The 25103-nt window shown below is 61.5% G+C and carries 21 protein-coding genes; 14 read left to right on the plus strand and 7 right to left on the minus strand.

What is annotated here, in order from left to right:
- Positions 1–95: 95 nt before the first annotated feature.
- From LO50_RS20340 to mfd, 3 genes are all read right to left on the minus strand, one after another.
- Positions 96–2426 carry a DEAD/DEAH box helicase gene (locus LO50_RS20340; protein ID WP_044316177.1) on the minus strand — a complete coding sequence of 777 codons (2331 nt, stop codon included), beginning with the start codon at positions 2424–2426 and terminating at the stop codon, positions 96–98.
- Between the two features lie 73 nt (positions 2427–2499).
- Positions 2500–3018 (minus strand): CsiV family protein, encoded by a 519-nt coding sequence (locus LO50_RS20345; protein ID WP_044316178.1) that lies wholly within the window; start codon positions 3016–3018, stop codon positions 2500–2502.
- On the minus strand, positions 3019–6465 hold the full coding sequence (mfd, locus tag LO50_RS20350; protein ID WP_014820921.1) for a transcription-repair coupling factor: 3447 nt from the start codon (positions 6463–6465) through the stop codon (positions 3019–3021).
- A gap of 158 nt (positions 6466–6623) precedes the next feature.
- Here mfd and LO50_RS20355 point away from each other — a divergent pair, with 158 nt between their 5' ends.
- From LO50_RS20355 to sthA, 10 genes are all read left to right on the plus strand, one after another.
- On the plus strand, positions 6624–8075 hold the full coding sequence (locus tag LO50_RS20355; RefSeq protein ID WP_014820920.1) for a glyceraldehyde-3-phosphate dehydrogenase: 1452 nt from the start codon (positions 6624–6626) through the stop codon (positions 8073–8075).
- 335 nt (positions 8076–8410) lie between these two features.
- Positions 8411–9748 (plus strand): Na(+)-translocating NADH-quinone reductase subunit A, encoded by a 1338-nt coding sequence (locus LO50_RS20360; RefSeq protein ID WP_003299658.1) that lies wholly within the window; start codon positions 8411–8413, stop codon positions 9746–9748.
- 3 nt (positions 9749–9751) lie between these two features.
- Positions 9752–10963 (plus strand): NADH:ubiquinone reductase (Na(+)-transporting) subunit B, encoded by a 1212-nt coding sequence (locus LO50_RS20365; protein ID WP_044316179.1) that lies wholly within the window; start codon positions 9752–9754, stop codon positions 10961–10963.
- Complete coding sequence (locus LO50_RS20370; protein WP_014820917.1) at positions 10956–11750, plus strand: Na(+)-translocating NADH-quinone reductase subunit C; 795 nt, start codon at positions 10956–10958, stop codon at positions 11748–11750. Before LO50_RS20365 ends, LO50_RS20370 begins: the two co-directional genes overlap by 8 nt.
- Positions 11747–12421 (plus strand): NADH:ubiquinone reductase (Na(+)-transporting) subunit D, encoded by a 675-nt coding sequence (locus LO50_RS20375; RefSeq protein WP_173425604.1) that lies wholly within the window; start codon positions 11747–11749, stop codon positions 12419–12421. The genes LO50_RS20370 and LO50_RS20375 overlap by 4 nt, the downstream gene beginning before the upstream one ends.
- Complete coding sequence (gene nqrE, locus LO50_RS20380) at positions 12421–13029, plus strand: NADH:ubiquinone reductase (Na(+)-transporting) subunit E (protein ID WP_003283709.1); 609 nt, start codon at positions 12421–12423, stop codon at positions 13027–13029. The genes LO50_RS20375 and nqrE overlap by 1 nt, the downstream gene beginning before the upstream one ends.
- A 12-nt stretch (positions 13030–13041) precedes the next feature.
- On the plus strand, positions 13042–14268 hold the full coding sequence (gene nqrF, locus LO50_RS20385; protein WP_172602804.1) for an NADH:ubiquinone reductase (Na(+)-transporting) subunit F: 1227 nt from the start codon (positions 13042–13044) through the stop codon (positions 14266–14268).
- Positions 14269–14398: 130 nt separating this feature from the next.
- Complete coding sequence (locus LO50_RS20390) at positions 14399–15322, plus strand: FAD:protein FMN transferase (RefSeq protein ID WP_044316203.1); 924 nt, start codon at positions 14399–14401, stop codon at positions 15320–15322.
- On the plus strand, positions 15319–15546 hold the full coding sequence (nqrM, locus tag LO50_RS20395) for a (Na+)-NQR maturation NqrM (RefSeq protein ID WP_003283705.1): 228 nt from the start codon (positions 15319–15321) through the stop codon (positions 15544–15546). The genes LO50_RS20390 and nqrM overlap by 4 nt, the downstream gene beginning before the upstream one ends.
- A 165-nt stretch (positions 15547–15711) precedes the next feature.
- Positions 15712–17106, plus strand: coding sequence for a Si-specific NAD(P)(+) transhydrogenase (gene sthA, locus LO50_RS20400; RefSeq protein WP_003299651.1), 1395 nt, complete (start codon positions 15712–15714; stop codon positions 17104–17106).
- Positions 17107–17251: 145 nt separating this feature from the next.
- On the opposite strand, the gene LO50_RS20405 is transcribed toward sthA, so the two are convergent.
- Genes LO50_RS20405 through LO50_RS20415 form a run of 3 tightly spaced genes read right to left on the minus strand, consistent with a single transcriptional unit; the run spans position 17252 to position 18918 of the window.
- Positions 17252–17974, minus strand: a complete 723-nt coding sequence (locus LO50_RS20405) for a glycerophosphodiester phosphodiesterase (protein WP_044316180.1) — start codon at positions 17972–17974, stop codon at positions 17252–17254.
- Positions 17971–18279 (minus strand): hypothetical protein, encoded by a 309-nt coding sequence (locus LO50_RS20410; protein ID WP_023446735.1) that lies wholly within the window; start codon positions 18277–18279, stop codon positions 17971–17973. The genes LO50_RS20405 and LO50_RS20410 overlap by 4 nt, the downstream gene beginning before the upstream one ends.
- Positions 18280–18282: 3 nt before the next feature.
- Positions 18283–18918 carry a PilZ domain-containing protein gene (locus LO50_RS20415; RefSeq protein WP_080902143.1) on the minus strand — a complete coding sequence of 212 codons (636 nt, stop codon included), beginning with the start codon at positions 18916–18918 and terminating at the stop codon, positions 18283–18285.
- A gap of 36 nt (positions 18919–18954) precedes the next feature.
- Here LO50_RS20415 and LO50_RS20420 point away from each other — a divergent pair, with 36 nt between their 5' ends.
- The 3 genes from LO50_RS20420 to LO50_RS20430 are packed head-to-tail and all read left to right on the plus strand — an operon-like array spanning position 18955 to position 22152.
- Positions 18955–20202, plus strand: coding sequence for a lipoprotein-releasing ABC transporter permease subunit (locus LO50_RS20420; protein ID WP_044316181.1), 1248 nt, complete (start codon positions 18955–18957; stop codon positions 20200–20202).
- 7 nt (positions 20203–20209) lie between these two features.
- Positions 20210–20908: a lipoprotein-releasing ABC transporter ATP-binding protein LolD gene (gene lolD / locus LO50_RS20425; protein WP_003299646.1), complete on the plus strand. Its 699-nt coding sequence runs from the start codon at positions 20210–20212 to the stop codon at positions 20906–20908.
- On the plus strand, positions 20908–22152 hold the full coding sequence (locus LO50_RS20430; protein WP_044316205.1) for a lipoprotein-releasing ABC transporter permease subunit: 1245 nt from the start codon (positions 20908–20910) through the stop codon (positions 22150–22152). The genes lolD and LO50_RS20430 overlap by 1 nt, the downstream gene beginning before the upstream one ends.
- A gap of 6 nt (positions 22153–22158) precedes the next feature.
- Here LO50_RS20430 and LO50_RS20435 read toward each other — a convergent pair whose 3' ends face one another.
- Positions 22159–22674: a DUF2062 domain-containing protein gene (locus LO50_RS20435; RefSeq protein WP_003299644.1), complete on the minus strand. Its 516-nt coding sequence runs from the start codon at positions 22672–22674 to the stop codon at positions 22159–22161.
- Positions 22675–22824: 150 nt separating this feature from the next.
- Here LO50_RS20435 and LO50_RS20440 point away from each other — a divergent pair, with 150 nt between their 5' ends.
- A complete protein-coding gene (locus tag LO50_RS20440; RefSeq protein ID WP_080902144.1) occupies positions 22825–25050 on the plus strand; it encodes a DNA internalization-related competence protein ComEC/Rec2 in 2226 nt (741 codons plus the stop codon).
- Positions 25051–25103: the final 53 nt, after the last annotated feature.

The following is a 25103-nucleotide window of genomic DNA, read 5'->3' on the forward strand; positions in this document are numbered from 1 at the left end:
GCCTCGGGACGGAAACGTAAGCGAGGTGGCGATGATCTGGCAAAGCGCAAACTGCTGCACTCGCCGGTGTCACAAGTTTGCATGCCGCCATAGCGTCAGGGTAGCGGTGCGAACAGGGCGTCGATGTCGCGTTCGCCAAGCTGCAAGCTGCCGTCGACTGCACCTTCGAGCACACCGGCCGCGAGTTCGGCCTTGCGCGCCTGCAACTCGCGGATGCGCTCCTCGACGGTGCCGCGGCTAATAAGACGATAGACGAAGACCGGCTTGTCCTGGCCGATGCGATAGGCGCGGTCGGTCGCCTGGTTCTCCGCAGCGGGATTCCACCAGGGATCGTAGTGGATCACCGTATCCGCCGCCGTCAGATTGAGCCCGGTGCCACCGGCCTTCAGGCTGATCAGGAACAGCGGCACTTCGCCGGCCTGGAAGCGCTCGACCGGCGTGCGTCGATCATCGGTCTCACCCGTCAGCTTGACGTACTCGATGCCGCGCTTGTGCAGCGCCTGCTCGATCAACGCCAGCATCGAGGTGAACTGGGAAAACAGCAGCACCCGTCGGCCTTCGCTCATCAGCTCGTCGAGCATCTCCAGCAGGCTGTCGAGCTTGCCGGAGCTGCTGCCGCGTGCGGCTCGTGCCGACTCACCCTTCAGCAGGCGCAGGTCGCAGCAGACCTGACGCAGCTTGAGCAGCGCCTCAAGGATGACCATCTGGCTGCGCGCGAGTCCCTTGCGCTCGATCTCGTCGCGCACCTTGCGATCCATTGCCAGCCGCAAGGTCTCGTAGACCTCGCGCTGGACGTCATTCAGTTCGACCCAGTGGACGAACTCGTTCTTGGCCGGCAGCTCAGTGGCTACCTGTTCCTTGGTGCGCCGCAGCAGGAACGGCCGAATGCGAGCGCGCAGATGCGCCAGTCGTGCATCGTCGCCGTGTTTTTCGATCGGGTTGCGGTACTCCTGGGTGAAGCTTTTGGCGTCTCCAAGCCACCCGGGCATGAGGAAGTGGAATAGCGACCAGAGCTCGCCGAGGTGATTCTCCAGCGGTGTGCCGGTCAGGCACAGGCGCTGTCGGGTCTGCATTTCGCGTACGGCCTGGGCCGCTTTGCCGGACGGATTCTTGATGTGCTGCGCCTCATCGAGAATGAGTAGGTGCAGCGGCTGCTCACGCAGTGCGGCTATGTCGCGCGTCAGCAGCGCATAGCTGGTCAGCAGCAGATCGTGCTCGCCAAGTTCGCCGAAGTGTTTCTGCCGGGTGCTGCCCTTGAGCGTCAATACCCGTAGCTGCGGGGCGAAACGGCTGGCCTCGTCCTGCCAGTTGGGAATCAGGCTGGTCGGCATCACCACCAGCGCCGGACGATCGAGCCGTCCTGCCTGCTTTTCGGCGAGGATGTGGGCGAGGCTCTGCAGTGTCTTGCCCAGCCCCATGTCGTCGCCGAGGATGCCGCCTGCGCCCAGCTCACGCAGCGTCTGCATCCAGACCAGGCCCTGCTGCTGGTAGGGCCGCAGTTTGCCAGCGAGCCCGGTTGGGGGCGGGCAGGCCTTGATGTCAGGGTTGCGCAGGCGCCCGGCGAACTCACGCAGTCGTTCACCGCCTTTCCATTGCGGTGCCAGGCTGTCGAGCCCAGCCAGGCGCGCGCCGTCGGCCTTGCTCATACGCAGCGATGGCCCATCCATCTGTTCGCGCATGTAGAGTTCACCGAGGGTCGCCAGAATCGGCTTGATGCGCCCCAGCGGCAGCGTCACCTGCAGCGCCTGCTTGTCGTGTTGTCCCGGCCGGTCCAGTTGCACGCGCAGCTGCTCCTCATCGCTACGCAGCGCGATGGCGCGAGGGCTGAGCAGTTGAGGGTTCTGGCGGATCAGCCGCAACAGGACCGGCAGCATGCCGATGCGCTGCCCGTTGACGATGATGCCGAGATCGAGATCGAACCAGTCGTCATCAGCTGACTCGTCAATCTGCGCGTACCAGCTGTCGATGGCGGTCAGGTCGTAGGCGAAGCCGGGATGGATATCGATCTGCCAGCCTTCTCGGCGCAGTTCGGGCAGTTGCTCCTGAACGAACCTGAGCCAGGCATCTTCGCCGGGCAGCTGGAACATCTCCGCCGACTCCTTCGGCAGCGCCAGGCTCTGGCGCAGCGCCGGCCGGAAGCCCAGTTGTTCAAGTTGTCTGCGCAGTGCCTGTTCGGCCTGAGGGTGGCGTGCGATCAGCTGCAGCTCGTTGCCGACCAGATGACGGACACGTTCGCCGTCGCGTTTGCCATGAATACATGCCTCCCCGTAGAGGAACGACAGGCCGGCGCGATGCTGATGGTCGCTGACCATGCGCTGGTTGCCCGGCTGGTAGTTGATTGCCAGATGACTGCCGAGACTGAGCAGCGGTACGGGCGGCAGATCGTCGATCAGTCGTTCGTCGCGAGGCGCCAGCGGAGGGCTCATCTGCCAGGTCCTCTGTGTCGGGATGCGGCAAGGCAGGTCAGCCTACTGTGGGCCGGATATCGGTGCGAAGTGCTCATAGTGGCTTCATTTCGATAAGCAGCCCGAGGCTGTCATGGTCGATGTAGGTCAGCCGGCCAGGGATCAGGCGAACCCGCTGCGTCAGGCGCTCGCTGGTGAGCAGTTGGCCGTACTCGCCGAAGCGGTTCACCCAGAAGGTCATGTCGGTCTGCATATAGCGCCCGGGTCTGACCCTCAGCAGACCCTGAATCGGGTAGTGCTCGAAATGGCGTTGCCCCTGGTGCAGTGCAATGGTCGGCGCATCTTCGCTGACTGCTTGCTGCCAGGCCCGTTGCAACAGTACCTGGTAGCCCTGGTCCGGCGTAAGCCTGGCGGCGACATGCTCGAGGGTTGGTTGGCGTTCGGCGCGCCTGTCCAGCACCTGCGCACTATCGGCCCAGTCGTAGGGCGCGTGCTGGCTGGCTTCCAGTGGCGGGGCGTGGCGAAACAGGATCAGCTCGACGCGATATAGCGCCTCGGCGTGAGCCTGAGGCGCCAGCAGCGTCAGCAGCAAGACCAGATAGCGAAGTGGCATCTACGATCCTTGCTCATTGGGCGCCAGCCGCTCGAGCAGCGCTTCCAGCGTATTGAAGCGTTCCTCCGGGCGTTCCATCGGCACCTGGAATTTGAACAGCGTGGCGCCTTCGAACTTGTAGCGATTCGGCTGACTCTGGATCAGCTTGATCAGCACCATCGGGTCGACCGAGGTGTCGGCCGAGAACTCGATGCGCCCACCCTGCGGGCCTGCGTCGATCTTGGTAATGCCGAGCTTTTCCGCCTGCAGCTTGAGCAGCGTCAGGCGCACCAGGTTCTTCGTCGGTTCCGGTAGCAGGCCGAAGCGGTCGATCATCTCCACCTGCAGTTCTTTCAGCCCGTCTTCGTCGGCCGCATTGGCAATGCGCTTGTAGAGGATCAGGCGGGCATGCACATCCGGCAGGTAGTCTTCCGGGATCAGGGCTGCCAGGCGCAGGTTGATTTCCGGCCCGCCGCCGAGCGGCTGCTCCAGATTCGGCTGCTCGCCCTTGCGGATCGCCTTGACCGCGCGCTCGAGCATTTCCATATAAAGGGTGAAGCCAACCGCCTGGATCTGCCCGCTCTGACCCTCGCCGAGCAGCTCGCCGGCGCCGCGGATTTCCAGGTCGTGGGTGGCGAGGACAAAGCCTGCACCGAGGTCCTGGGCATTGGCGATGGCTTCCAGGCGCTTCTGCGCGTCATCGGTCATTGCCTTGCGGGTCGGGGTCAGCAGATAGGCATAGGCTTGGTGGTGGCTACGGCCTACCCGGCCACGCAGCTGGTGCAGCTGCGCCAGGCCGAACTTGTCGGCGCGCTCGATGATGATGGTGTTGGCGCTGGGCACGTCGATGCCGGTTTCGATAATGGTCGAGGCCACCAGCACGTTGAAACGCTTGTGGTAGAAGTCGCTCATGACCTGTTCGAGGTCACGCTCGCGCATTTGCCCGTGGCCGATCGCGACGCGTGCCTCCGGCACCAGTGCCTGCAGGTCGGCGGCGCATTTCTCGATGGTCTTCACATCGTTGTGCAGGTAATAGACCTGGCCGCCGCGCAACAGCTCGCGCAGCAGCGCCTCCTTGATCACGGTGTTCTGCTGTTCCATGACGAAGGTGCGAACCGACAGCCGGCGCGCCGGCGGCGTGGCGATGATCGACAGGTCGCGCATGCCGGCGATGGACATGTTCAGCGTGCGTGGAATCGGCGTGGCGGTCAGCGTGAGAATGTCCACCTCGCTGCGCAGCGCCTTGAGCTGTTCCTTCTGACGCACGCCGAAACGGTGTTCCTCATCGATGATGACCAGGCCCAGGTTGCTGAACTTGACGTCATCCTGCAGCAGCTTGTGGGTGCCGATGAGAATGTCGATCTTGCCCTCGGCAAGCTCGGCGATAGCGTTCTGCACTTCCTTGGCGGACTTGAAGCGGCTCATCACCTCGACCCGCACCGGCCAGTCGGCGAAGCGGTCGCGGAAGCTGTTGTAGTGCTGCTGAGCGAGCAGGGTGGTCGGCACCAGTACGCCAACCTGCCGGCCGCCATGGACGGCGATGAAGGCGGCACGCATGGCTACCTCGGTCTTGCCAAAGCCGACGTCACCACAGACCAGACGATCCATCGGCTTGGCCGACAGCAGGTCCTCGCGTACCGCGTCGATGGCGGCCTGCTGATCGGGCGTTTCTTCGAACGGAAAGCCTGCGGCGAACGTTTCGTAGTCGACCTGCGGGTCCTTGAAGGCATAACCCTCGCGTGCGGCGCGGCGGGCGTAAATATCCAGCAGCTCGGCCGCGACATCGCGGACCTGCTCGGCCGCCTTACGCTTGGCTTTCTGCCAGGTTTCCGAGCCGAGCCGGTGCAGTGGCGCGAGCGCGTCGTCGCTGCCTGTATAGCGGGCGATCAGGTGCAGGCTGGCGACCGGTACGTAGAGCTTGGCGTCCTCGGCGTACTGCAGCAGCAGGAATTCCTGCGCCTGGCCTTCGATCTCCAGGGTGACCAGGCCCTGGTAGCGACCGACACCGTGATCGATGTGCACCACCGGCGAGCCTTCGCGCAGCTCGGTGAGGTTCTTGATGACGTTCTCGCCACCGTCGCGACTCTTCTCGCGTCGCCGGCGCTGCATGACGCGCTGACCGAACAGCGGGCTTTCCGCAACCAGTGCGACGTCGTCCAGTTGCAGGCCTTCGTCGAGCGGGGCGATGGTGATCGCCAGGCGCTCCTGGCTGGCGAGGAATTCCTCCCAGCCTTCGACTTCTTGCGGGCGCAGCTTCAGACGGGCGAGCAGCTCGAGCAATACTTCGCGGCGGCCGGCTGATTCGGCAGTAAACAGCACACGCCCGGCATATTCGTCGAGGAAGCGTCGCAGCTTGCCCAGCGGTTCGCTCGCCTTGGCCTCGATTGCCAGTTCCGGCAGGGCCTGCGCGGTGAAGCGTTCGCGGCCGATGCCAGGCTCGACATCCTGTTGGCTGGCGACCACACGCGGCCAGAGCTTGAGCCGAGCGAAGCAATCCTCCACCGGCATGAACAGTTCGGCCGGCGGCAGCAGCGGTCGCTCGGGGTCGACGCGGCGTTCTTCGTAGCGATTGCGAACGTCGCTCCAGAACTGCTCGGCGGCCTGCTCGATGCCGGGCAGGGAGAACACCTGGCTGTCTTCAGGCAGGTAGTCGAAAAGCGTCGCGGTTTCTTCGTAGAACAGCGGTAGGTAATACTCGATGCCCGCTGGGGTGATGCCGGTAGAGAGGTCCTGGTAGATCGGGCAGCGGCGGAAGTCGACGTCGAAACGCTCGCGGAAACGCGCGCGGAAGCCGGTGACTGCCTCCTTCTTCAGGGGGAACTCGCGTGCTGGCAACAGGCGGATCGACTCGACCTTGTCGATCGAGCGCTGGTTCTCCGGATCGAAGGTGCGCAGTGTCTCGATCTCGTCATCGAACAGGTCGATGCGGTAGGGCAGGGGGCTGCCCATGGGGAACAGGTCGATCAACGCGCCGCGCACGGCGAACTCGCCGTGCTCGTACACGGTGTCCACGCAGCGATAGCCGGCTGCTTCCAGGCGCAGGCGCATCTGCTCCACATCCAGCTTCTGCCCGACGTCCAGCACCAGGCTCGAACCCAGCAGGAAGCGCTTTGGCGCCAGCCTGTGTAGGGCGGTGGTGATCGGCACTACCAGCACGCCGTGGCTCAGCTCCGGTAGCTGGTAGAGGGCGGCAATGCGCTGGGAGACGATGTCCTGGTGCGGCGAGAAGATGTCGTAGGGCAGCGTTTCCCAGTCAGGAAAATGCAATACCGCCAGCTGTGGCGCGAAGAAGGCGAGTTCTTCCTGCAGGCGCTCGGCGCTTTGGCTGTCGGCAGTGAGCAGGAGCGTGAAGCGTTTGGCGTTGCTGGCTGCTTCGGCAATCGCCAGGCTTAGCGCAGCTCCTGGAAGATTGCCCCAATGTTGCTTGCCGCTGGCGGCAGGCAGGGGGGGAAGGCGCAAGACGGACACGAGTGGGCGTGGCTCCGATCAAAAAATAGGCCGCCGGGATTGTAACTATCGAGGCGGTTGGCTGTCAGTGTTTCGTCCGCTGCAGATTGCCGGCGCTAGGGTGCGCCGTCATAATGTAGCCCCTTTTCTCAGCCCCTACATGTTGGAAGGAACTGCCCGTGACTCAGAAGCCCGACCAGTGTCTTGGTGAATGGATTGACCGCGAAGCGCTCGCCGAAGCGATGATTCCGCTGATTGGTCAGCTGTATCGCAACAATAACGTGGTGACTTCGATCTACGGCCGTGGCCTGATCAATCGTTCGGTGATCGCCATCCTCAAGGCACACCGTTTCGCCCGTCACCGCATCGCCGACGAAACCGAGCTGTCGGTGCACGACACCTTCCAGATCCTCAAGACGATGAGCGAAATGAACCTGGGCGCCGCTTCGGTGGACCTGGGCAAGCTGGTCGCCAAGTACAAGGAAGCGGGCAACGGTCGCAATCTCGAGCAGTTCGTCCGTGAAGAGCTGGCTGAGGTGGCCGACAAGCGTCACGCTGCAGCTGGTCACAAGGGCACTGACGTGGTTCTCTACGGTTTCGGCCGTATCGGCCGTCTGCTGGCGCGTATCCTGATCGAGAAAACCGGTGGTGGCGACGGCCTGCGCCTGCGCGCCATCGTCGTGCGCAAGGGCGCGGACAACGATCTGGTCAAGCGTGCCAGCCTGCTGCGTCGCGACTCGGTGCATGGTCCTTTCGATGGCACCATCACCATCGACGAAGAGAACAGCACCATCACCGCCAACGGCAACCTGATCCAGGTGATCTACTCCAACGATCCGTCCTCGGTGGATTACACCCAGTACGGCATCGAGAACGCGCTGCTGGTCGACAACACTGGCAAGTGGCGTGACGCCGAAGGCCTGGGTCAGCACCTCAAGTGCCCGGGTGTTGCTCGCGTCGTATTGACCGCGCCGGGCAAGGGTGAGCTGAAGAACATCGTGCATGGCATCAACCATGGCGACATCACCGCCGATGACAAGATCATCTCCGCTGCATCCTGCACAACCAACGCCATCGTGCCGGTGCTCAAGGCGGTGAACGATCAGTACGGCATCGTCAACGGTCACGTGGAAACGGTGCATTCGTACACCAACGACCAGAACCTGATCGACAACTTCCACAAGGGCAGTCGTCGTGGTCGCAGCGCTGCGCTGAACATGGTGATCACCGAAACGGGTGCCGCCACCGCTGCAGCCAAGGCGCTGCCGGTGCTCAAAGGCAAGCTGACTGGCAACGCGATCCGCGTCCCTACGCCGAACGTGTCCATGGCAATTCTCAACCTGAACCTGGAGAAGGCCACCAGTCGCGAAGAGATCAACGAGTACCTGCGCCAGATGGCCATGCACTCGGATCTGCAGAAACAGATCGACTTCGTCAACTCGCAGGAAGTTGTATCCACTGATTTCGTCGGATCGCGCCATGCCGGCGTGGTGGATGCCGAAGCGACCATTTGCAACGACAACCGTGTCGTGCTTTACGTCTGGTACGACAACGAGTTCGGCTACAGCTGTCAGGTCGTGCGGGTGATGGAAGACATGGCAGGGGTTAACCCGCCAGCCTTCCCGCGCTAAACGCTGCGGACGGTGAAATCGAAACGGGAGCCTCGGCTCCCGTTTCGCTTTTCTGGGCGGTAAGTAATAGCGCGAGCTGCCGGGGTTGAGCGGCCGAGCGGTGGGCTCGATTTCGTGCGCCGCTAATTTTGCTTCTCTTGTTTCGAGTCAAAAATCCGCAATGCTTGGGTGGTCAGTCAAGGTCCGCGACCTCTATAATCGGGCGGATTTTTTACCTGGGTCCGCGACATGGTGTCGCGTCAATAACGTATTGGCGCGCGCGGCGCAATCCTACTTTGCGCCATGCCGCTGGGCCTGCAAAAAAAGCTTTCTAAAATCAGTGGTTAGGCAAACCGATGATCAATATAAAACGAGGGCTTGATTTGCCCATAGCCGGTGCGCCGGCGCAGCGTATCGAGGCCGGCAGGCCCGTGCGCAGCGTCGCCGTCGTCGGCTTCGACTATCCGACCATGAAGCCAACCATGGCTGTTCAGGTCGGTGATCGGGTTAAGCTGGGGCAGATCCTTTTTTCCGACAAGAAGTCCGAAGGCGTGCATTACACCGCGCCCGGCGCCGGTGTCGTCAGTGCAGTTCACCGCGGCGAAAAGCGCGTGCTGCAATCGGTGGTCATCGACCTCGAGGGCGATGAAGAGGTCACCTTCACGAGCTATTCGCCAGCCCAGCTGGATGGTCTGAGCGGCGAGCAGGTGCGTGAAAACCTGCAGCAGTCAGGCCTGTGGACCGCGCTGCGCACGCGCCCGTTCAGCAAGGTGCCGGCCGTCGATGCCACGCCTGCCTCGATTTTCGTGACCGCGATCGACACGCATCCGCTGGCAGCCGATCCGGCGATCATCATCGCTGAACAGCCTGAAGCCTTTGAAGCCGGACTCAAGGTCCTGACTAATCTGGCCAAGGTGTTCCTGTGCAAGGCGCCAAATGCCTCGTTGCCAGGCGAGTCCCTGGCCAAGGTTCAGGTCGAAAGCTTCAACGGTCCGCATCCTGCCGGGCTGGCTGGTACCCACATCCATTTCCTTGACCCGGTAAGCGCCAGCAAAAGCGTCTGGACCATCGGTTATCAGGACGTGATTGCCGTGGGCAAGCTGTTCACCAGTGGGCGTTTGTCGGTGGAGCGCGTTGTCGCACTGGCCGGCCCGGTGGTCGAGCAGCCACGTCTGGTACGTGCCCGTCTCGGTGCCAACCTCGACGAACTGACCGCTGGTGAGTTGCAACCCGGAGCCAATCGCGTCGTTTCCGGCTCGCTGCTGGGTGGTCGTACCGCCCATGGTGCGTTCGCCTACCTTGGTCGCTACCACCAGCAGGTTTCCTGCCTGCGTGAGGGCAAGGAGCGCGAAATGCTCCATTACATGCGCCCGGGCGTCGACAAGCATTCGATCCTCAACATCTATATCTCCAAGCTGATGGCCGGCAAGAAGTTCGCCTTCTCTACCTCCACCAACGGCAGCCCACGGGCGATGGTGCCGGTAGGTAACTACGAAGAGGTCATGCCGCTGGACGTCCTGCCGACCCAGTTGCTGCGTGCACTGATCGTGGGTGACACCGAAGTGGCGCAGAAACTCGGTTGCCTGGAGCTGGATGAAGAAGATCTGGCGCTGTGCAGCTATGTCTGTGCCGGGAAATACGAATACGGCCCGATCCTGCGGGACAATCTGACCCGCATCGAGAAGGAGGGTTAAGGCATGGGCATTCGCGCATTCCTCGACAAGATCGAGCATCATTTCGAAAAAGGCGGCAAGTACGAGAAGTGGTACGCGCTTTACGAAGCGGCCGACACTTTCCTCTATCGTCCCGGCAGCGTCACCAAGACCACGGCCCACGTGCGCGACGGCATCGACCTCAAGCGCATGATGATCACCGTCTGGATGTGTACCTTCCCGGCGATGTTCTTCGGCATGTGGAACACCGGCTACCAGGCCAACCTGATCTTCGCGCAGAGCCCTGATCTGCTCGCAGCTCAAGAAGGCTGGCGCTTCGGTCTGATCGGCGCACTGGCGGGCTTCGATCCGAACAGTCTCTGGGATAACTTCATCCAGGGCGCAGCCTACTTCCTTCCGATCTACGCGGTGACCTTCATCGTCGGTGGGTTCTGGGAAGTGCTGTTCGCTTCGATCCGCAAGCACGAGGTCAACGAGGGCTTCTTCGTTACATCCGTGCTGTTTGCCCTGATCCTGCCGCCGAGCATTCCGCTGTGGCAGGTCGCGCTGGGTATCAGCTTCGGCGTGGTAATCGGCAAGGAAATCTTCGGTGGTACCGGCAAGAACTTCCTGAACCCGGCGCTGACTGCGCGGGCGTTCCTGTTCTTTGCCTACCCGGCACAGATGTCCGGTGACGGCGTCTGGACTGCGGTCGATGGCTATGCCGGCGCAACTGCGCTGAGCCTCGGCTTCGTCGGCGGTATCGAAAACGTGATCGACAACGGCATCACCTGGATGGACGCCTTCGTCGGTACCATTCATGGCTCGATCGGTGAAACCAGCACGCTGGCGATCTTTATCGGCGGCGTTATCCTGATCGGTAGCAAGATTGCCTCCTGGCGCATCGTTTCCGGTGTGATGCTCGGCATGATCGGTCTGAGCTTCCTGTTCAACCTGATCGGTTCGGACACCAACCCGCTGTTCGGCATGCCCTGGTACTGGCACATGGTCGTCGGTGGCTTCGCCTTCGGCATGATCTTCATGGCGACCGACCCGGTGTCGGCCTCCATGACCAATACCGGCAAGTGGGTGTTCGGCATCCTGATCGGTGTGATGGTCGTGCTGATCCGCGTGGTCAACCCCGCCTTCCCGGAAGGCATGATGCTGGCGATCCTGTTCGCCAACCTGTGTGCGCCGCTGATTGACCATTTCGTCATTCAGGCCAATATCAAGCGGAGGCTGGCACGTAATGTCTAGTCAGAAAGAATCCACCGTTCGCACGCTGACGGTAGCCCTGTTGGTCTGCCTGGTGTGCTCCATCTTCGTGGCTGGCGCCGCCGTGGCGCTTCGCCCGACTCAGCAGGAAAACCGTCTGCTGGACAAGCAGCGCAGCATCCTGGCGATCGCCGGTCTGGGCGAGGCGGGCATGTCCGGTAATCAGGTCAAGCAGTTGTTCAACGAGCGCATCGTCGCCCGTCTGGTCGATCTGGAAACCGGCAAGTTCAGCGATGAATTCGAAGCCAAGACCTTCGATCCGCTCGCCGCTGCCAAGGACCCTGCGCTGTCCCAGGCGCTGCCTGGGGAGCAGGATATTGCCTCGATCAAGCGTCGCGAGCGTTACAGCACCGTTTATATCGTCGAAGGGCAGGGCGAGGGCGAGATCGATACGCTGATCCTGCCGGTTCGTGGCTACGGTCTCTGGTCGACGCTCTATGGCTTCATGGCAGTCGAGGGTGACCTGAATACCGTTGCCGGCTTCGGCTTCTACCAGCACGGTGAAACCCCGGGCCTTGGCGGTGAGGTCGACAATCCGAAGTGGCGCGGCATGTGGCCCGGCAAGGAACTGTACGACGACAACGGCAAACTGGCGGTGCAGATCGTCAAGGGCGGTGTCGACCCTCAGAGCCCGAAAGCCGACCACCAGGTCGATGCCCTGGCCGGTGCGACCCTGACCAGCAACGGCGTCAACTCGCTGTTGCACTTCTGGTTGGGCGAGAACGGCTTCGGTCCATTTATCGCTAATCTGCGCGCTGGGGAGGCTTGATCATGTCGCAACCCACTGTCAAAGAAGTTCTGCTCAATCCGATCTTCAATAACAACCCCATTGGCCTGCAGATTCTCGGAATCTGCTCGGCGCTGGCGGTCACGTCCAACCTGAACACGGCGCTGGTGATGTCAGTGGCGCTGACGCTGGTCACGGCGTTCTCCAACCTGTTCATCTCGATGATCCGCAGTCAGATCCCCAACTCGATCCGCATGATCGTGCAGATGGTGATCATCGCCTCGCTGGTGATCGTGGTTGATCAGATCCTCAAGGCCTATGCCTTCTCGTTGTCCAAGCAGTTGTCGGTGTTCGTCGGTCTGATCATCACCAACTGTATCGTGATGGGACGTGCGGAAGCCTTCGCCATGCAGAACCCGCCAATGCTGTCGTTCTTCGACGGTATCGGCAACGGTCTGGGCTACAGCGCCATGCTCATTGCGCTCGGCATCGTTCGCGAACTGTTCGGAGCTGGCAAGCTGATGGGTTACACCATTATTCCAGTTGTGAACGACGGTGGTTGGTATCAGCCCAACGGCTTGCTGCTGCTGCCACCTTCGGCGTTCTTCCTGATCGGTCTGTTCATCTGGGGCATTCGCACCTGGAAGAAGGAACAGGTCGAGAAGCCTGCCTTCAAGATGGCGCCGCAAGTCTCGAACAAGGAGGCTTACTAATGGAGCACTACATCAGCTTGTTCGTCCGTGCGGTGTTCATCGAGAACATGGCGCTGGCGTTCTTCCTCGGCATGTGTACCTTCATCGCGATTTCCAAAAAGGTGGAAACCGCCATCGGCCTGGGTATCGCGGTCATCGTGGTGCAGGCCATTACCGTGCCTGCCAACAACCTGATCTACACCTACCTGCTGAAAGCCGGTGCGTTGTCCTGGGCAGGATTGCCAGATGTGGACCTGAGCTTTCTCGGTCTGCTCAGCTATATCGGCGTGATCGCGGCCATTGTGCAAATCTTGGAAATGCTGCTGGATAAGTACGTACCTAGCCTCTACAACGCACTGGGCGTATTCCTGCCGCTGATCACCGTGAACTGCGCCATCATGGGCGGCACTTTGTTCATGGTCGAGCGTGACTACAACCTGGGCGAGAGTGTCGTCTACGGGTTCGGCTCCGGCGCATCCTGGGCGCTGGCCATTGCTTTGCTGGCCGGTATTCGCGAGAAACTGAAATACAGCGATGTTCCGGATGGGTTGCAGGGGTTGGGTATCACCTTCATCACCATCGGACTGATGTCGCTGGGCTTCATGTCTTTCTCTGGCGTACAGCTGTAAGGACGGAACGAACTGATGAGTTACGAAATTTTCCTCGCCATCGGTATGTTCACCGCCATCGTGCTTGCGCTGGTGGTGATCATCCTGGCTGCACGCGCCAAGCTGGTATCCAGCGGTGACGTGTCAATCGAAATCAACGGTGAGCGTACGATTACCGTGCCCGCCGGTGGCAAGTTGCTGCAGACCCTGGCCGCCAACAACATCTTCCTCTCGTCAGCCTGTGGTGGCGGCGGTACCTGCGCGCAGTGCAAGTGCATCGTCGAGAGCGGTGGTGGCGAGATGCTGCCTACCGAGGAGTCGCACTTCACCCGTCGTGAGGCGGGCGAGGGCTGGCGCCTGTCCTGCCAGACTCCGGTCAAGGCGGACATGAAGATCGAAGTGCCGGAAGAAGTCTTCGGCGTGAAGAAGTGGGAATGCACCGTCGAGTCCAACCCCAACGTCGCGACCTTCATCAAGGAACTGACACTCAAGCTGCCGGAAGGCGAGAACGTCGACTTCCGCGCTGGTGGTTATGTGCAGCTCGAGTGCCCGCCGCATGAAGTGCGTTACCGGGACTTCGACATTCAGGAAGAGTATCGCGGCGACTGGGACAAGTTCGACCAGTGGAAGTACGTGTCGAAGTGCGACGAGACCGTTATTCGCGCCTACTCCATGGCGAACTATCCGGAAGAGCGTGGCCTGGTGAAGTTCAACATCCGTATCGCCTCACCGCCGCCAGGCCGTGACGATATTCCGCCGGGCAAGATGTCATCCTATGTCTTCAGCCTGAAGCCGGGCGACAAGATCACCGTTTACGGACCGTTCGGCGAGTTCTTCGCCAAGGACACCGACGCCGAGATGGTGTTCATCGGCGGTGGTGCGGGGATGGCACCGATGCGCTCGCACATCTTCGACCAGCTCAAGCGCCTGAAGTCCAAGCGCAAGATGAGCTTCTGGTATGGCGCGCGCTCCATGCGCGAGGCCTTCTACGTGGAAGAGTACGACCAGTTGCAGGCGGAGAATCCGAACTTCCAATGGCATCTGGCCCTGTCCGATCCGCTGCCGGAAGATAACTGGGATGGCCCGACCGGCTTTATCCACAACGTGCTGTACGAGAACTATCTGAAGGATCATCCGGCTCCGGAAGATTGCGAGTTCTACATGTGTGGCCCGCCCATGATGAATGCATCGGTGATCAAGATGCTCACCGACCTCGGCGTCGAGCCGGAGAATATTCTGCTCGACGACTTCGGCGGCTAGCATGACCCGAGCGTCACTGCAGGCTCTCCATGCTGTCGTGTACCTCCGGCCCGTCATCGCTGTCGCTCTCGCGGCAGCCCTGACGGGCTGTCTGTTTCAGGACAGGGTCGAGGTCATCAGCGGCCCAACGATGGGCAGCACCTATACCGTCAAGTACGTAAGCAGCGGCGACGTCCCCTCCAGGGAAGAGCTGCACGGTGAGGTCGAGGCCATTCTCGGTGACATCGATAAACAGCTGTCCACCTACCGTAGCGATTCCGACGTCGAGCGCTTCAATGCGCTGCCCGCCGGAAGCTGCGAGCCGATGCCGGATACGGTGCGCGAATTGGTCGCAGCGGGCGATCAGCTATCGGCCGACAGCGATGGCGCGTTCGATCTTACACTCGAGCCATTGCTGAACCTTTGGGGCTTCGGTCCGCAAGGTCGTGGCGAACAGGTTCCATCCGCGGCGGATATCGAGGCGGCGCGGGCGTTGACCGGCCATCGGCATCTACGTATCGATGGCGATCAGTTGTGCAAGACGGTGGCGCTGCAGCTGGACTTCAACAGTATTGCTGCCGGTTATGCGGTTGATCGCGTTGTCGATCGTTTGAAGGCGCTCGGCGTAGAGAGTTACCTCGTTGAGATCACTGGCGAGCTCAAGGCTGAGGGCCGCAAGCCCGATGATTCACCGTGGCGCATAGCCATTGAAGCGCCCAGGGATGACCAGCGGGTTGCGCAGAAGATCGTCGAACTCGATGGTCTGGGCGTATCCACCTCCGGCGACTATCGAAACTATTTCGAGCAGGACGGCCGGCGTTATTCACATACCCTGGACCCGCAAAGCGGCAGACCGATCGAGCATCACCTCGCTGCGGTGACGGTCATCGATAAATCGACTTTGCGTGCTGACGGGTTGTCTACCGCGTTGATGGTGCTCGGCCCCGAGCGGGGGCTGGCACTGGCAGAGCGTAATGCGATCGCCGCGTTCTTCGTCGTGCGCGAGGGGCAAGGCTTCGTAACAACGAGCACCAAGGCTTTTGACGAGCTGTTCGGTGCGGGAGTAGAGCAATGACTTGGTTACTGGTTTTTCTGGTGATGCTGCTTGTGGTATTCGGCATGGCCATCGGCGTGATCATGGGCCGCAAGCCCATCGCGGGTTCCTGCGGGGGTATCGCCAATCTGGGCATCGAGAAGGAGTGCTCCATCTGTGGCGGTAGCCGCGAGAAGTGCGAAGAAGTGAACGAGGCGAAGAACGCGGGTAACGCCGATCTCGCCTACGACGCCACCAAGCGTTGATGTGAACCTTTGCGCGTCCAGGCAGCCCTGAGCGGGCTTGCCTGACCGGGCTCCTGATGGGCACGGCGCGCGCAGAGCTTGAAAGAAGTGGCTGGTTTGCGTCCTTGGACATCGGCGAATTCGTTGACAGCAGCGGCGTCTCCCGCTGCGTTTTCAGGAGTGTATATGGCGGTCTATAACTACGATTTGGTGGTATTGGGTTCCGGTCCAGCCGGGGAGGGCGCGGCAATAAATGCCGTCAAGGCGGGACGCAAGGTCGCCGTGGTAGATAACCGTCCGCTGGTTGGAGGCAACTGCACACACCTGGGCACCATTCCGTCCAAGGCCTTGCGCCATTCGGTACGGCAGATCATGCAGTACAACACCAACCCGCTGTTCCGCCAGATCGGCGAACCACGGTGGTTCTCCTTTCCGGACGTGCTGAAGAGTGCCGAGAAGGTCATCAGCAAGCAGGTCACTTCCCGCACGAGTTACTACGCGCGTAACCGCATCGATACCTTCTTCGGGACTGCCAGCTTCTCCGATGAGCAGAGCGTCGAAGTGGTTTGCCTCAATGGCATGGTGGAAAAGCTGGTTGCCAGCCAGTTCGTCATCGCCACCGGCTCGCGCCCGTATCGACCGGCTGATATCGACTTTAATCACCCGCGTATCTACGACAGCGACACCATTCTTACTCTCAGTCACACGCCGCGCCGGATGATCATATACGGGGCCGGCGTCATCGGTTGCGAATATGCATCGATCTTCAGCGGTCTGGGCGTGCTGGTCGACCTGATCGACAACCGCGAGCAGCTGCTCAGCTTCCTCGATGATGAGATTTCCGATGCGCTCAGCTATCACCTGCGCAACAACAACGTGCTGATTCGCCACAACGAAGAGTACGAGCGGGTCGAGGGGCTGGAGAACGGCGTCATCCTGCATCTCAAGTCGGGCAAGAAGATCAAGGCAGACGCATTCCTCTGGAGCAACGGACGTACCGGCAATACCGACAAGCTCGGGCTGGAGAACATCGGGCTCAAGGCCAACAGTCGTGGTCAGGTCCAGGTTGATGAGCACTACCGCACCGAGATCGGCAATATCTACGCTGCCGGCGATGTGATCGGTTGGCCGTCGCTGGCCAGTGCCGCTTATGACCAAGGCCGTTCGGCAGCGGGCAGCATCGTCGAGAATGACTCCTGGCGTTTCGTCGATGACGTACCGACCGGTATCTACACCATTCCCGAGATCAGCTCGATCGGCAAGAATGAGCGCGAACTGACCCAGGCGAAGATTCCCTATGAAGTCGGCAAGGCGTTCTTCAAAAGCATGGCGCGGGCGCAGATTTCGTTCGAGCCAGTGGGCATGCTGAAGATTCTCTTCCACCGCGAAACGCTGGAAGTGCTCGGTGTGCACTGCTTCGGTTATCAGGCTTCGGAGATCGTGCACATTGGCCAGGCGATCATGAACCAGAAGGGGCCGGCGAACAGCATCAAGTACTTCGTCAACACCACCTTCAACTACCCGACAATGGCCGAAGCCTATCGCGTCGCTGCGTTCGACGGGCTCAACCGGCTTTTTTGAGAAGCTCCGGCCGCTGGCCTGAGGCGGCTGGAGAGGGCGGCGACTCCCGTGATTGGCATTGGCCTAACCGGGAGAGCTTCTGATCAGGTGAGGGCGAATCCGGCAGCGACCTGCGCTGCCGGATCGTGCCGCGGTGTGTTGGCTGTCAGGATCGCGATAGCGTACTGACAGCCAGGCCGGGGTAGTCGGTGATCAGGCTGTCGACGCCGAAGTCGGTCAGGCGGCGCATCAGGGCTGGTTCATTGACTGTCCACACCGATACATGCAGGCCCTGTTTACGCGCTTTTTCCAGACGCTCCGGGGTGCACAGCGTCCACTTCAATGCCAGCAGGCTGCAGCCATATTGACGGGCGACCTTCAGTGGGTCTAGCCAGTTGTACTCGGCTACCAGCCCGCGTGATATCTCCGGCGCCAGCCGGTTCAGCGCACGCAGGACTTCACGAGAACTCGACGTGACGGTGATGCGATCGAGCAACCGATGCTGTTCGGCCAGCTCCTTGATTGCCATGACCGTACGCGCGGCGCGCACCCGTGAAGCACTCTTGACCTCAAGCTGCCAGTGCTCGAAATCGCATTTTTCGAACAGCTCGCTCAGCCTCGGAATAGGGCAGGGTGTCTTCCAGCCAGGCCCGCCTTCCCGGGCGTCGTAGTTCACAAGCTCGTCGGCATCATGTTGCACGACTTTTCCCCGGTGACCGGTGGTGCGCTTGAGTGTCGGGTCGTGGATGACCATCAATTCGCCGTCGCGGGAAAGATGCAGATCCAGCTCGCAGCGGCGCACGCCGTGCTGGAGGCATTGCTCGAAGCTCACCAGGGTGTTTTCTGGCGCTTCGCCCTTGGCGCCGCGATGGCCGTAGATGAGTGTCACGGTTGCAAGTCTTCCTTAGGGGGTGATGGGGTGCGTTGATGATGGCGCACGCTGTTGATCACCCGGTCGCCTTCGAAGTACACGGAAAACTCCCGGTAATCCCAGCGGGTGATCGGCGGCTGGCCGACGGCGGGTCGCTCTTCATCGGCCAGGCCGAAGCGGTCCAGAACCTGGTTCTTCGAGTCGCCACGACTAGGCATGGTCATTTCCGGCAGGCCTTGTTGACCAACAGGTATCCGAATGTCTTCGGCGAACAGGGGTGGACTGAATGTCAGTACGAGCAGCAGAGTCGCCAGGCGGCGCATCGGTCAATCTCCTTGCAGGCTTTCCAGGGCCAGGCGCCGCTCCAGCGCCTGTTTCTGCAGGATATGTCGTGCGAGCAACTGTCGCTGTGCATCAGTCAACGCTTCGAACTCTGTGCCGATATCGTAACGCCCGTCATCCATCGGCGTGCAGTAGATGACCCGCGCGGCCAGCACAAGGCCAAGCCCCTGGGGCAGCAGAATCAGCTTCAGTGTGAGCCCCTCTCCTTCAGCCTTGGGCTGCTCGCTGGCGAAGCTGATACCGCCTTCGGACAATATCACCGGCTGCGGTGCGCCCTGATCCTTCAGCAGATCCTGCGCCAGTGCCTGGCCCAGGAGTTCGATTCGTTTGTTCTGCACCTTCAGGTAATTGGCCAGCGTGCGATTGCTCTCGGCAATCTGCCGCAACAAATGCTGCGCTTCGAAATCAAGTTGGTGCAGCTCGCCGAGCAGGCTGAAAAGCGGCGGTAGGGGCGCTGCGTCGGCCTCCTGGCCTTGGTCGGCCGGGATGATTTCCAGTGCCACACGATCCTCGATACGGTAGTATTCGCGGCGTTCTTCAGTGTCTTGTGTCGGCATGGCGATACCCGGGATGCAGTAATGGCCAGAGTGTATCAGGCCCCGCGGTGACGTCAGCTGCATGTTGTTTTTTCCCCCGCCAGCGAACCCGTCGATCTTATGTTCAGACCGCTGTCCGTCTTTATCGGCGCGCGTTACACCCGCGCCAGACGTCGTAGCCTCTTCGTCTCCTTCATCTCCCTGACATCCATGATCGGTCTCGCCCTGGGTGTGCTGGTGATGATCGTCGTGCTTTCCGTGATGAACGGCTTTGATCACGAGATGCGTACCCGCGTCTTGGGCATGGTGCCGCATGCGACGATCGAAAGCCCGACGCCAATTGGCGACTGGCAGACACTTGGGAAGCGCCTCAAAGGGCACTCCCAGGTCGCGGCGACGGCACCTTTCATTCAAAGCCAGGGGTTGCTGACCCATCAGGGGCAGGTGACCAAAATCCTGATCAACGCAGTGGACCCCGAGGCTGAACGGCGGGTTTCGATCATCGATCAGTTTTTCCGCGAGGGTTCGCTGGACGATCTCGCCGCAGGCGAGTTCGGCATCGTCATCGGTGACAAGGCTGCGACCAAGCTCGGTGTCGGCGTGGGGGACAAGATCACCTTCGTGGCGCCCGAAGTCATCGTGACTCCAGCTGGGGTGTTCCCGCGCATGAAGCGTTTTACCGTGACCGGAATCTTTCATGTCGGAGCCGGCGAGATCGATGGCTACGTTGCGCTGGCGAACATCGCTGACATAGCACGGCTGCAGCGCTGGAAGCCGGACCAGGTCCAGGGAGTTCGTCTGCGTTTCGACGACCTGTTCCAGGCGCCCCGCATTGCCTGGGAGCTGGCCGGCCAGCTCGGCGATGATTTCTATTCCCGTGACTGGACCCGCACCCATGGCAACCTGTACCAGGCGATTCGCATGGAGAAGGCCATGATCGGACTGTTGTTGCTGCTGATCGTGGCGGTGGCGGCGTTCAACATCATTTCGACGCTGGTGATGGTAGTAACCGACAAGCGCGGCGATATCGCCATTCTTCGCACGCTGGGCGCGACGCCGAAACAGATCATGGCGATATTCATGGTCCAGGGTACGGTGATCGGCGTCGTCGGCACCTTGGTCGGGGCGCTGCTGGGCATGTTCGCGGCAGTCAATGTCAGCAGCTGGATCGCTGCCCTGGAACGCCTGATCGGACATAAGTTTCTCAGCGCCGACGTCTATTTCATCGACTATCTGCCGTCACGGCTGATGGCGGCCGACGTCATCCAGGTCTGTGTTGCCGCGCTGGTCCTGAGTTTCCTCGCGACCCTGTATCCGGCCTGGCGCGCTGCGCGCACCCAGCCGGCAGAGGCGCTACGTTATGAGTGAACAGGTTATGAACGAGCTTTCTTCGCAAAAGCACGCGGTGCTGAGCTGCCGCAATCTTGGCAAACGCTACGAGCAGGGTCCGGAGTCGGTGGAAGTGCTGTCCGGCCTGCAACTCGAGTTGTTCCCGGGGCAGCGCGTCGCCATCGTCGGCAGTTCCGGCTCGGGCAAGAGCACCCTGTTGAACCTGCTTGGCGGGCTGGATACGCCCAGTGAGGGCAGTGTCTGGCTGGCCGGTGAAGAGCTTTCGGCGCTCAACGAAAAGGATCGCGGGTTATTGCGTAACCGCGCGCTGGGCTTCGTTTACCAGTTCCATCACCTGCTCGCCGAATTCACTGCACTGGAGAACGTCTGCATGCCGTTGCTGATCGGCCGGACGCCGATCCCGGAAGCGCGGCAGAAGGCCGCTGCGCTGTTGACGCGTGTCGGACTCGGGCATCGCCTCGAGCACAAGCCGGCGGAGCTCTCGGGCGGTGAACGCCAGCGTGTGGCGATTGCACGGGCGCTGGTGAACGAGCCGGCGCTGGTACTGCTCGACGAACCTACCGGAAATCTTGACCATCACACGGCGCAAGGCATCCAGGACCTCATGCTGGAGCTCAGCAAGTCGTTGCAGACCGCCTTCCTGGTGGTTACCCATGACCGTCAGCTTGCCGCGCAGATGGATCAGATCCTGCGGTTGGAAGACGGACGTCTGGTGGTCGAATGATGTTCAGGCCTCTGAGTGTCTTTATCGGCAGCCGCTACACCCGTGCCAAGCGGCGCAACCATTTCATCTCGTTCATCTCCCTGACCTCGCTGATCGGCCTGGCACTTGGCGTGTTGGCGATGATCATGGTCCTGTCCGTGATGAACGGATTTCAGCGCGAGATGAGCTCGCGCATTCTCGGGATGGTGTCCCACGCCACCGTCATCGGTGATCAGCCATTGGACGACTGGCAGGCCGTCGCGTCGCGCCTGTCGGCGCATCCTCAGATTGTCGGCAGCGCACCCGTCACCCAGCTCGAAGGCATGCTGTCATTCAAGGGCAGCATGCAGCCGATTCAGATCAGCGGTATCGATCCGCAGGCTGAGGCGGATGTTTCCATCGTCGGTGATCGGTTGGTCGGAGGCAGACTGGATGCGCTGAAACCGGGTGAGTTCGGCGTCATCATCGGCTTGATGACCGCCCGGCGCTTCGGTCTGAAGCTGGGCGACAAGTTGACGCTGATCGTGCCGGAAGTGAGCTCCTCGCCCGGTGGAGTCACGCCTCGCATGCAGAGGCTGAATGTGGTTGGCGTTTTCAAGGTGGGCGCCGATCTGGACGGCAGCCTGGGGATGATCCACCGCGCCGATGCTGCGCAGATACATCGTTGGGCGCCGCAGCAGGTGCAGGGCGTGCGGCTCAAGCTGAGCGACCTGTATCGGGCGCCGGAAGTGGCAGCGCAGGTGGCTGAAATGCTCGGTGATGGCTACCGCGTGGAGGACTGGTCTTATACGCAGGGCAGCCTATTTAACGCGATGAAGATGGAAAAGACCATGATTGGCCTGTTGTTGATGCTGATCGTTGCGGTGGCGGCCTTCAATATCATTGCGACGCTGATCATGGTCGTTGCCGACAAGCGGGCCGATATCGCGATTCTGCGCACGCTTGGCGCGACTCCACGGCAGATCATGGCGATCTTCATGGTTCAGGGCAGCATCATTGGCTTCAGTGGCACCGTGATAGGCGTGATTCTGGGCGTACTCGGTGCGCTGAACGTAAGTGCTCTGGTGGCATGGCTGGAAAAAGTGTCAGGCCAGCATATCTTTAGTTCCGACGTCTACTTCATCAGCACCCTGCCATCGGAGCTGCGTCTGGAGGACGTCGTGCTGGTATCGGTCGCGGCGCTGACCTTGAGCTTCTTGGCTACGCTCTATCCGGCATGGCGAGCCGCGCAGACCCAGCCGGCCGAGGCACTGCGCTACGAGTGATGGCCGTTAGCGCCGGCCGTTCTGTCGCCGGCGCCAGCTGCGCCCGACCCACCAGCGCCAGTAGGCCTGAGTTAGAACGTAGCCGAGAATGGCGAAAACGACGCCCGAAACCAGCGAGCCCAGATACAGCGGCTGCCAGTTGTGCTGCAGCATGTGACTTACCCAGGCCAGGCTCAATTCTGCCGGCATGTCAGAGGCCGGTGTATCCAGCAGCCAGGTTCCGACCTTGTAATTGCAATAGAACACCGGAGGCATGGTCAGCGGGTTGGTCAGCCAGACCAAACCTACCGCGATGGGCAGATTGGCTCTCGCGGGAAGCGCACAGACGGCCGCCGCGAGCATCTGCATGGGCATCGGAATCATCGCCCAAAACAGGCCGATAGCCATGGCTCGCGCCACCGAGTGCCTATTGAGATGCCAGAGATTGGGATCGTGAATCAGCGCGCCGAGAAAACGCAGGGACTTGTTAGTCTTGATGCGATCGGGGTGCGGCATGTAGCGTTTGAAAAAGCGACGCGGCATGAAGGTTCTCTGGCAGGCTGCAGCCCGGCGATTATGCCTCGAATCGCGATGCGGCGCTGACAGGAGTTTTGTGACATTAGGTCTACGCCCGCGACAAATTGACCATCCGCCCACAGCGGTCCCGGAATGGATTCCAGGAGTCGAAAAAGCATGCGCACATGGATGTTGGCGCTCGCGGCAGGCCTCGTCTTGCCCCGTTTCTTACCGGCGTTGCCCTCTGTCTGGATCTTGTGCGTGCTTGGCATGCTGGGGGGCTTGCTGCTTTCGCGTCGGCGCTGGGCGTCGTCCGGGTTGCTTCTCCTCGGGTTCGCCTGGGCATGCTGGCAGTGCCAGAGTGCCATTGATGATCGCCTGCCCGTTTCGCAAGATGGCCGGACATACTGGATCCAGGGGACGGTCAGTGGATTGCCCACCAGCACGGGCGATGTCGTGCGCTTCGAGTTGGAGGATATCGAGTCGAGGCATGCTGGGCTGCCGTCGAAGGTGCGTCTGTCCTGGTACGGCGGCCGGCAAGTGCGGGCCGGCGAGCGCTGGCGGCTTGCGGCTCGACTGAAACGTCCGCGTGGCCTGGTCAATCCGCATGCGTTCGACTACGAAGCCTGGTTGCTGGCGCGTCGCATTGGCGCGACTGGTTCGGTCAAGGCGGGAGAGCGCCTCTTCGCGCCGTACTCCGTGAATAGTTGGCGCGACCGCTTGAGGCTCCGTCTGATGGAGGTCTCCGCGTCCGGTCGACAAGGCGCGATCGCGGCACTGGTGGTCGGTGATGACTCCGGCCTGAGTCGTGAGGATTGGCAGGTGTTGCAGGACACCGGCACGGTGCACCTGATGGTCATATCCGGACAGCACATCGGCATGCTGGCTGGCTTGCTATACGGACTGGTTGCGCTAGCAGCTCGATGGGGCTTCTGGCCCAGCCGTTGGCCCTGGCTTCCATGCGCATGCGCGTTGGCTCTCGCTGGTGCGCTTTCCTATGGATGGCTCGCGGGGTTCGATGTGCCGGTGCGTCGTGCGTGTCTCATGGTCGCCGTGGTCCTGCTCTGGCGCTTGCGCTTTCGTCATCTGGGTGTCTGGCAGCCGCTGTTGCTGGCGCTGAATGGTGTCCTGCTGGTCGATCCCCTGGTCTCGTTGCAGCCGGGGTTTTGGCTCTCATTCGGGGCCGTTGCGGTGCTCGCGCTGGCGTTCTCCGGTCGGCTCGGCCGATGGAAGTGGTGGGCGACGCTGACGCGCGCCCAATGGGCAGCTTCCCTCGGCCTGCTGCCTCTGTTACTGACGCTGGGACTGCCGGTCAGCGCCAGCGGGCCTTTGGCCAATCTGATTGCCGTACCCTGGATAAGCCTCACCGTTCCCTTCGCGCTGCTCGGTACGTTGCTTCTGCCGTTGGGCGCTATCGGCGAGGCGCTACTCTGGTTGGTCGGCACCTCGCTGGCGCTGCTGTTCGAGCTGCTGTCCGCCATGGCTACCTGGCAACCCGCCTGGCTGGCGGTCGATATACCCATCTGGGCCTTGCTGATGATTGGGCTGGGTGTGCTGTTGATGTTATTGCCGTCAGGTGTGCCGGTGCGTGCGCTCGGACTGGTGCTCCTGGCGCCGTTGGTGTATCCCCCGTATTCCGAAGTAGCCGAAGGACGGGCGCGGGTCTCGGTGCTGGATGTGGGGCAGGGGCTTTCGGTACTGGTGCGGACCCGGGAGCACGCGTTGCTCTACGATGCGGGACCGAGGCAGGGTGATTTCGATACCGGCGAGCGTGTCGTGTTCCCGTCGCTGCGAAGCCTGGGCGTGAAGAGGCTGGACATACTGCTGCTGAGCCATGCGGATAACGATCATTCCGGTGGCGCTCAGGCGATCCGTCGACTGCTTCCGGTCGCGCGGACCGTCAGTGGGGAGCCGCAACGACATGCGACCGATCTGAATGCCAAGCCCTGTGAAAACGGTGCCGAGTGGCGGTGGAACGGCGTGCGTTTCAGTCTCTGGCAATGGCAGGCGGCCCGGGAGAGCAATCAGACGTCATGCGTTCTGCTGGTCGAGGCCAATGGCGAACGGGTGCTGCTTACCGGCGATATCGATCAGGCCGCGGAGCAGGCGTTGCTGCTCAGCGGACAGGACGTAAAGGCGCAGTGGTTGCTATTGCCTCATCACGGCAGCCGCAGCTCATCGTCGGAGCCATTCCTGCGAGCGGTGGAACCGAGCGCCGCGCTGATCTCGCGCAGCCTGCACAACGCTTTCGGTCATCCTCATCCGACTGTGACCGCTCGCCTCGAAGCGTCCGCGATCGACATTTACGACACCGCCTTGCACGGCGCGATCCGCATCGATCTCGGCGATTTCTCGGGGGCGGAGATACAACGTGCGGAACGTCGGTTCTGGCGGGAAAAATGAGAACGGCGGCCGTCGGCGACCCCTCGACCCTATGCTAGAGTGGCGCCACTTTT

The sequence above is a fragment of the Stutzerimonas stutzeri genome, assembly GCF_000935215.1.
GTDB lineage: Bacteria > Pseudomonadota > Gammaproteobacteria > Pseudomonadales > Pseudomonadaceae > Stutzerimonas.

What these genes read in the sequence shown, in the direction of transcription:
- lolD (WP_003299646.1), top strand. Translation starts at nt 20,210, where the DNA reads ATGAACGAGCTTTCTTCGCAAAAGCACGCGGTGCTGAGCTGCCGCAAT.
- LO50_RS20410 (WP_023446735.1), bottom strand. Translation starts at nt 18,279, where the DNA reads ATGCGCCGCCTGGCGACTCTGCTGCTCGTACTGACATTCAGTCCACCC.
- LO50_RS20420 (WP_044316181.1), top strand. Translation starts at nt 18,955, where the DNA reads ATGTTCAGACCGCTGTCCGTCTTTATCGGCGCGCGTTACACCCGCGCC.
- nqrM (WP_003283705.1), top strand. Translation starts at nt 15,319, where the DNA reads ATGACTTGGTTACTGGTTTTTCTGGTGATGCTGCTTGTGGTATTCGGC.
- LO50_RS20390 (WP_044316203.1), top strand. Translation starts at nt 14,399, where the DNA reads ATGGGCAGCACCTATACCGTCAAGTACGTAAGCAGCGGCGACGTCCCC.
- sthA (WP_003299651.1), top strand. Translation starts at nt 15,712, where the DNA reads ATGGCGGTCTATAACTACGATTTGGTGGTATTGGGTTCCGGTCCAGCC.
- LO50_RS20370 (WP_014820917.1), top strand. Translation starts at nt 10,956, where the DNA reads ATGTCTAGTCAGAAAGAATCCACCGTTCGCACGCTGACGGTAGCCCTG.
- LO50_RS20365 (WP_044316179.1), top strand. Translation starts at nt 9,752, where the DNA reads ATGGGCATTCGCGCATTCCTCGACAAGATCGAGCATCATTTCGAAAAA.
- LO50_RS20435 (WP_003299644.1), bottom strand. Translation starts at nt 22,674, where the DNA reads ATGCCGCGTCGCTTTTTCAAACGCTACATGCCGCACCCCGATCGCATC.
- LO50_RS20340 (WP_044316177.1), bottom strand. Translation starts at nt 2,426, where the DNA reads ATGAGCCCTCCGCTGGCGCCTCGCGACGAACGACTGATCGACGATCTG.
- nqrE (WP_003283709.1), top strand. Translation starts at nt 12,421, where the DNA reads ATGGAGCACTACATCAGCTTGTTCGTCCGTGCGGTGTTCATCGAGAAC.
- LO50_RS20440 (WP_080902144.1), top strand. Translation starts at nt 22,825, where the DNA reads ATGCGCACATGGATGTTGGCGCTCGCGGCAGGCCTCGTCTTGCCCCGT.
- LO50_RS20415 (WP_080902143.1), bottom strand. Translation starts at nt 18,918, where the DNA reads ATGCAGCTGACGTCACCGCGGGGCCTGATACACTCTGGCCATTACTGC.
- LO50_RS20430 (WP_044316205.1), top strand. Translation starts at nt 20,908, where the DNA reads ATGTTCAGGCCTCTGAGTGTCTTTATCGGCAGCCGCTACACCCGTGCC.
- LO50_RS20345 (WP_044316178.1), bottom strand. Translation starts at nt 3,018, where the DNA reads ATGCCACTTCGCTATCTGGTCTTGCTGCTGACGCTGCTGGCGCCTCAG.
- LO50_RS20360 (WP_003299658.1), top strand. Translation starts at nt 8,411, where the DNA reads ATGATCAATATAAAACGAGGGCTTGATTTGCCCATAGCCGGTGCGCCG.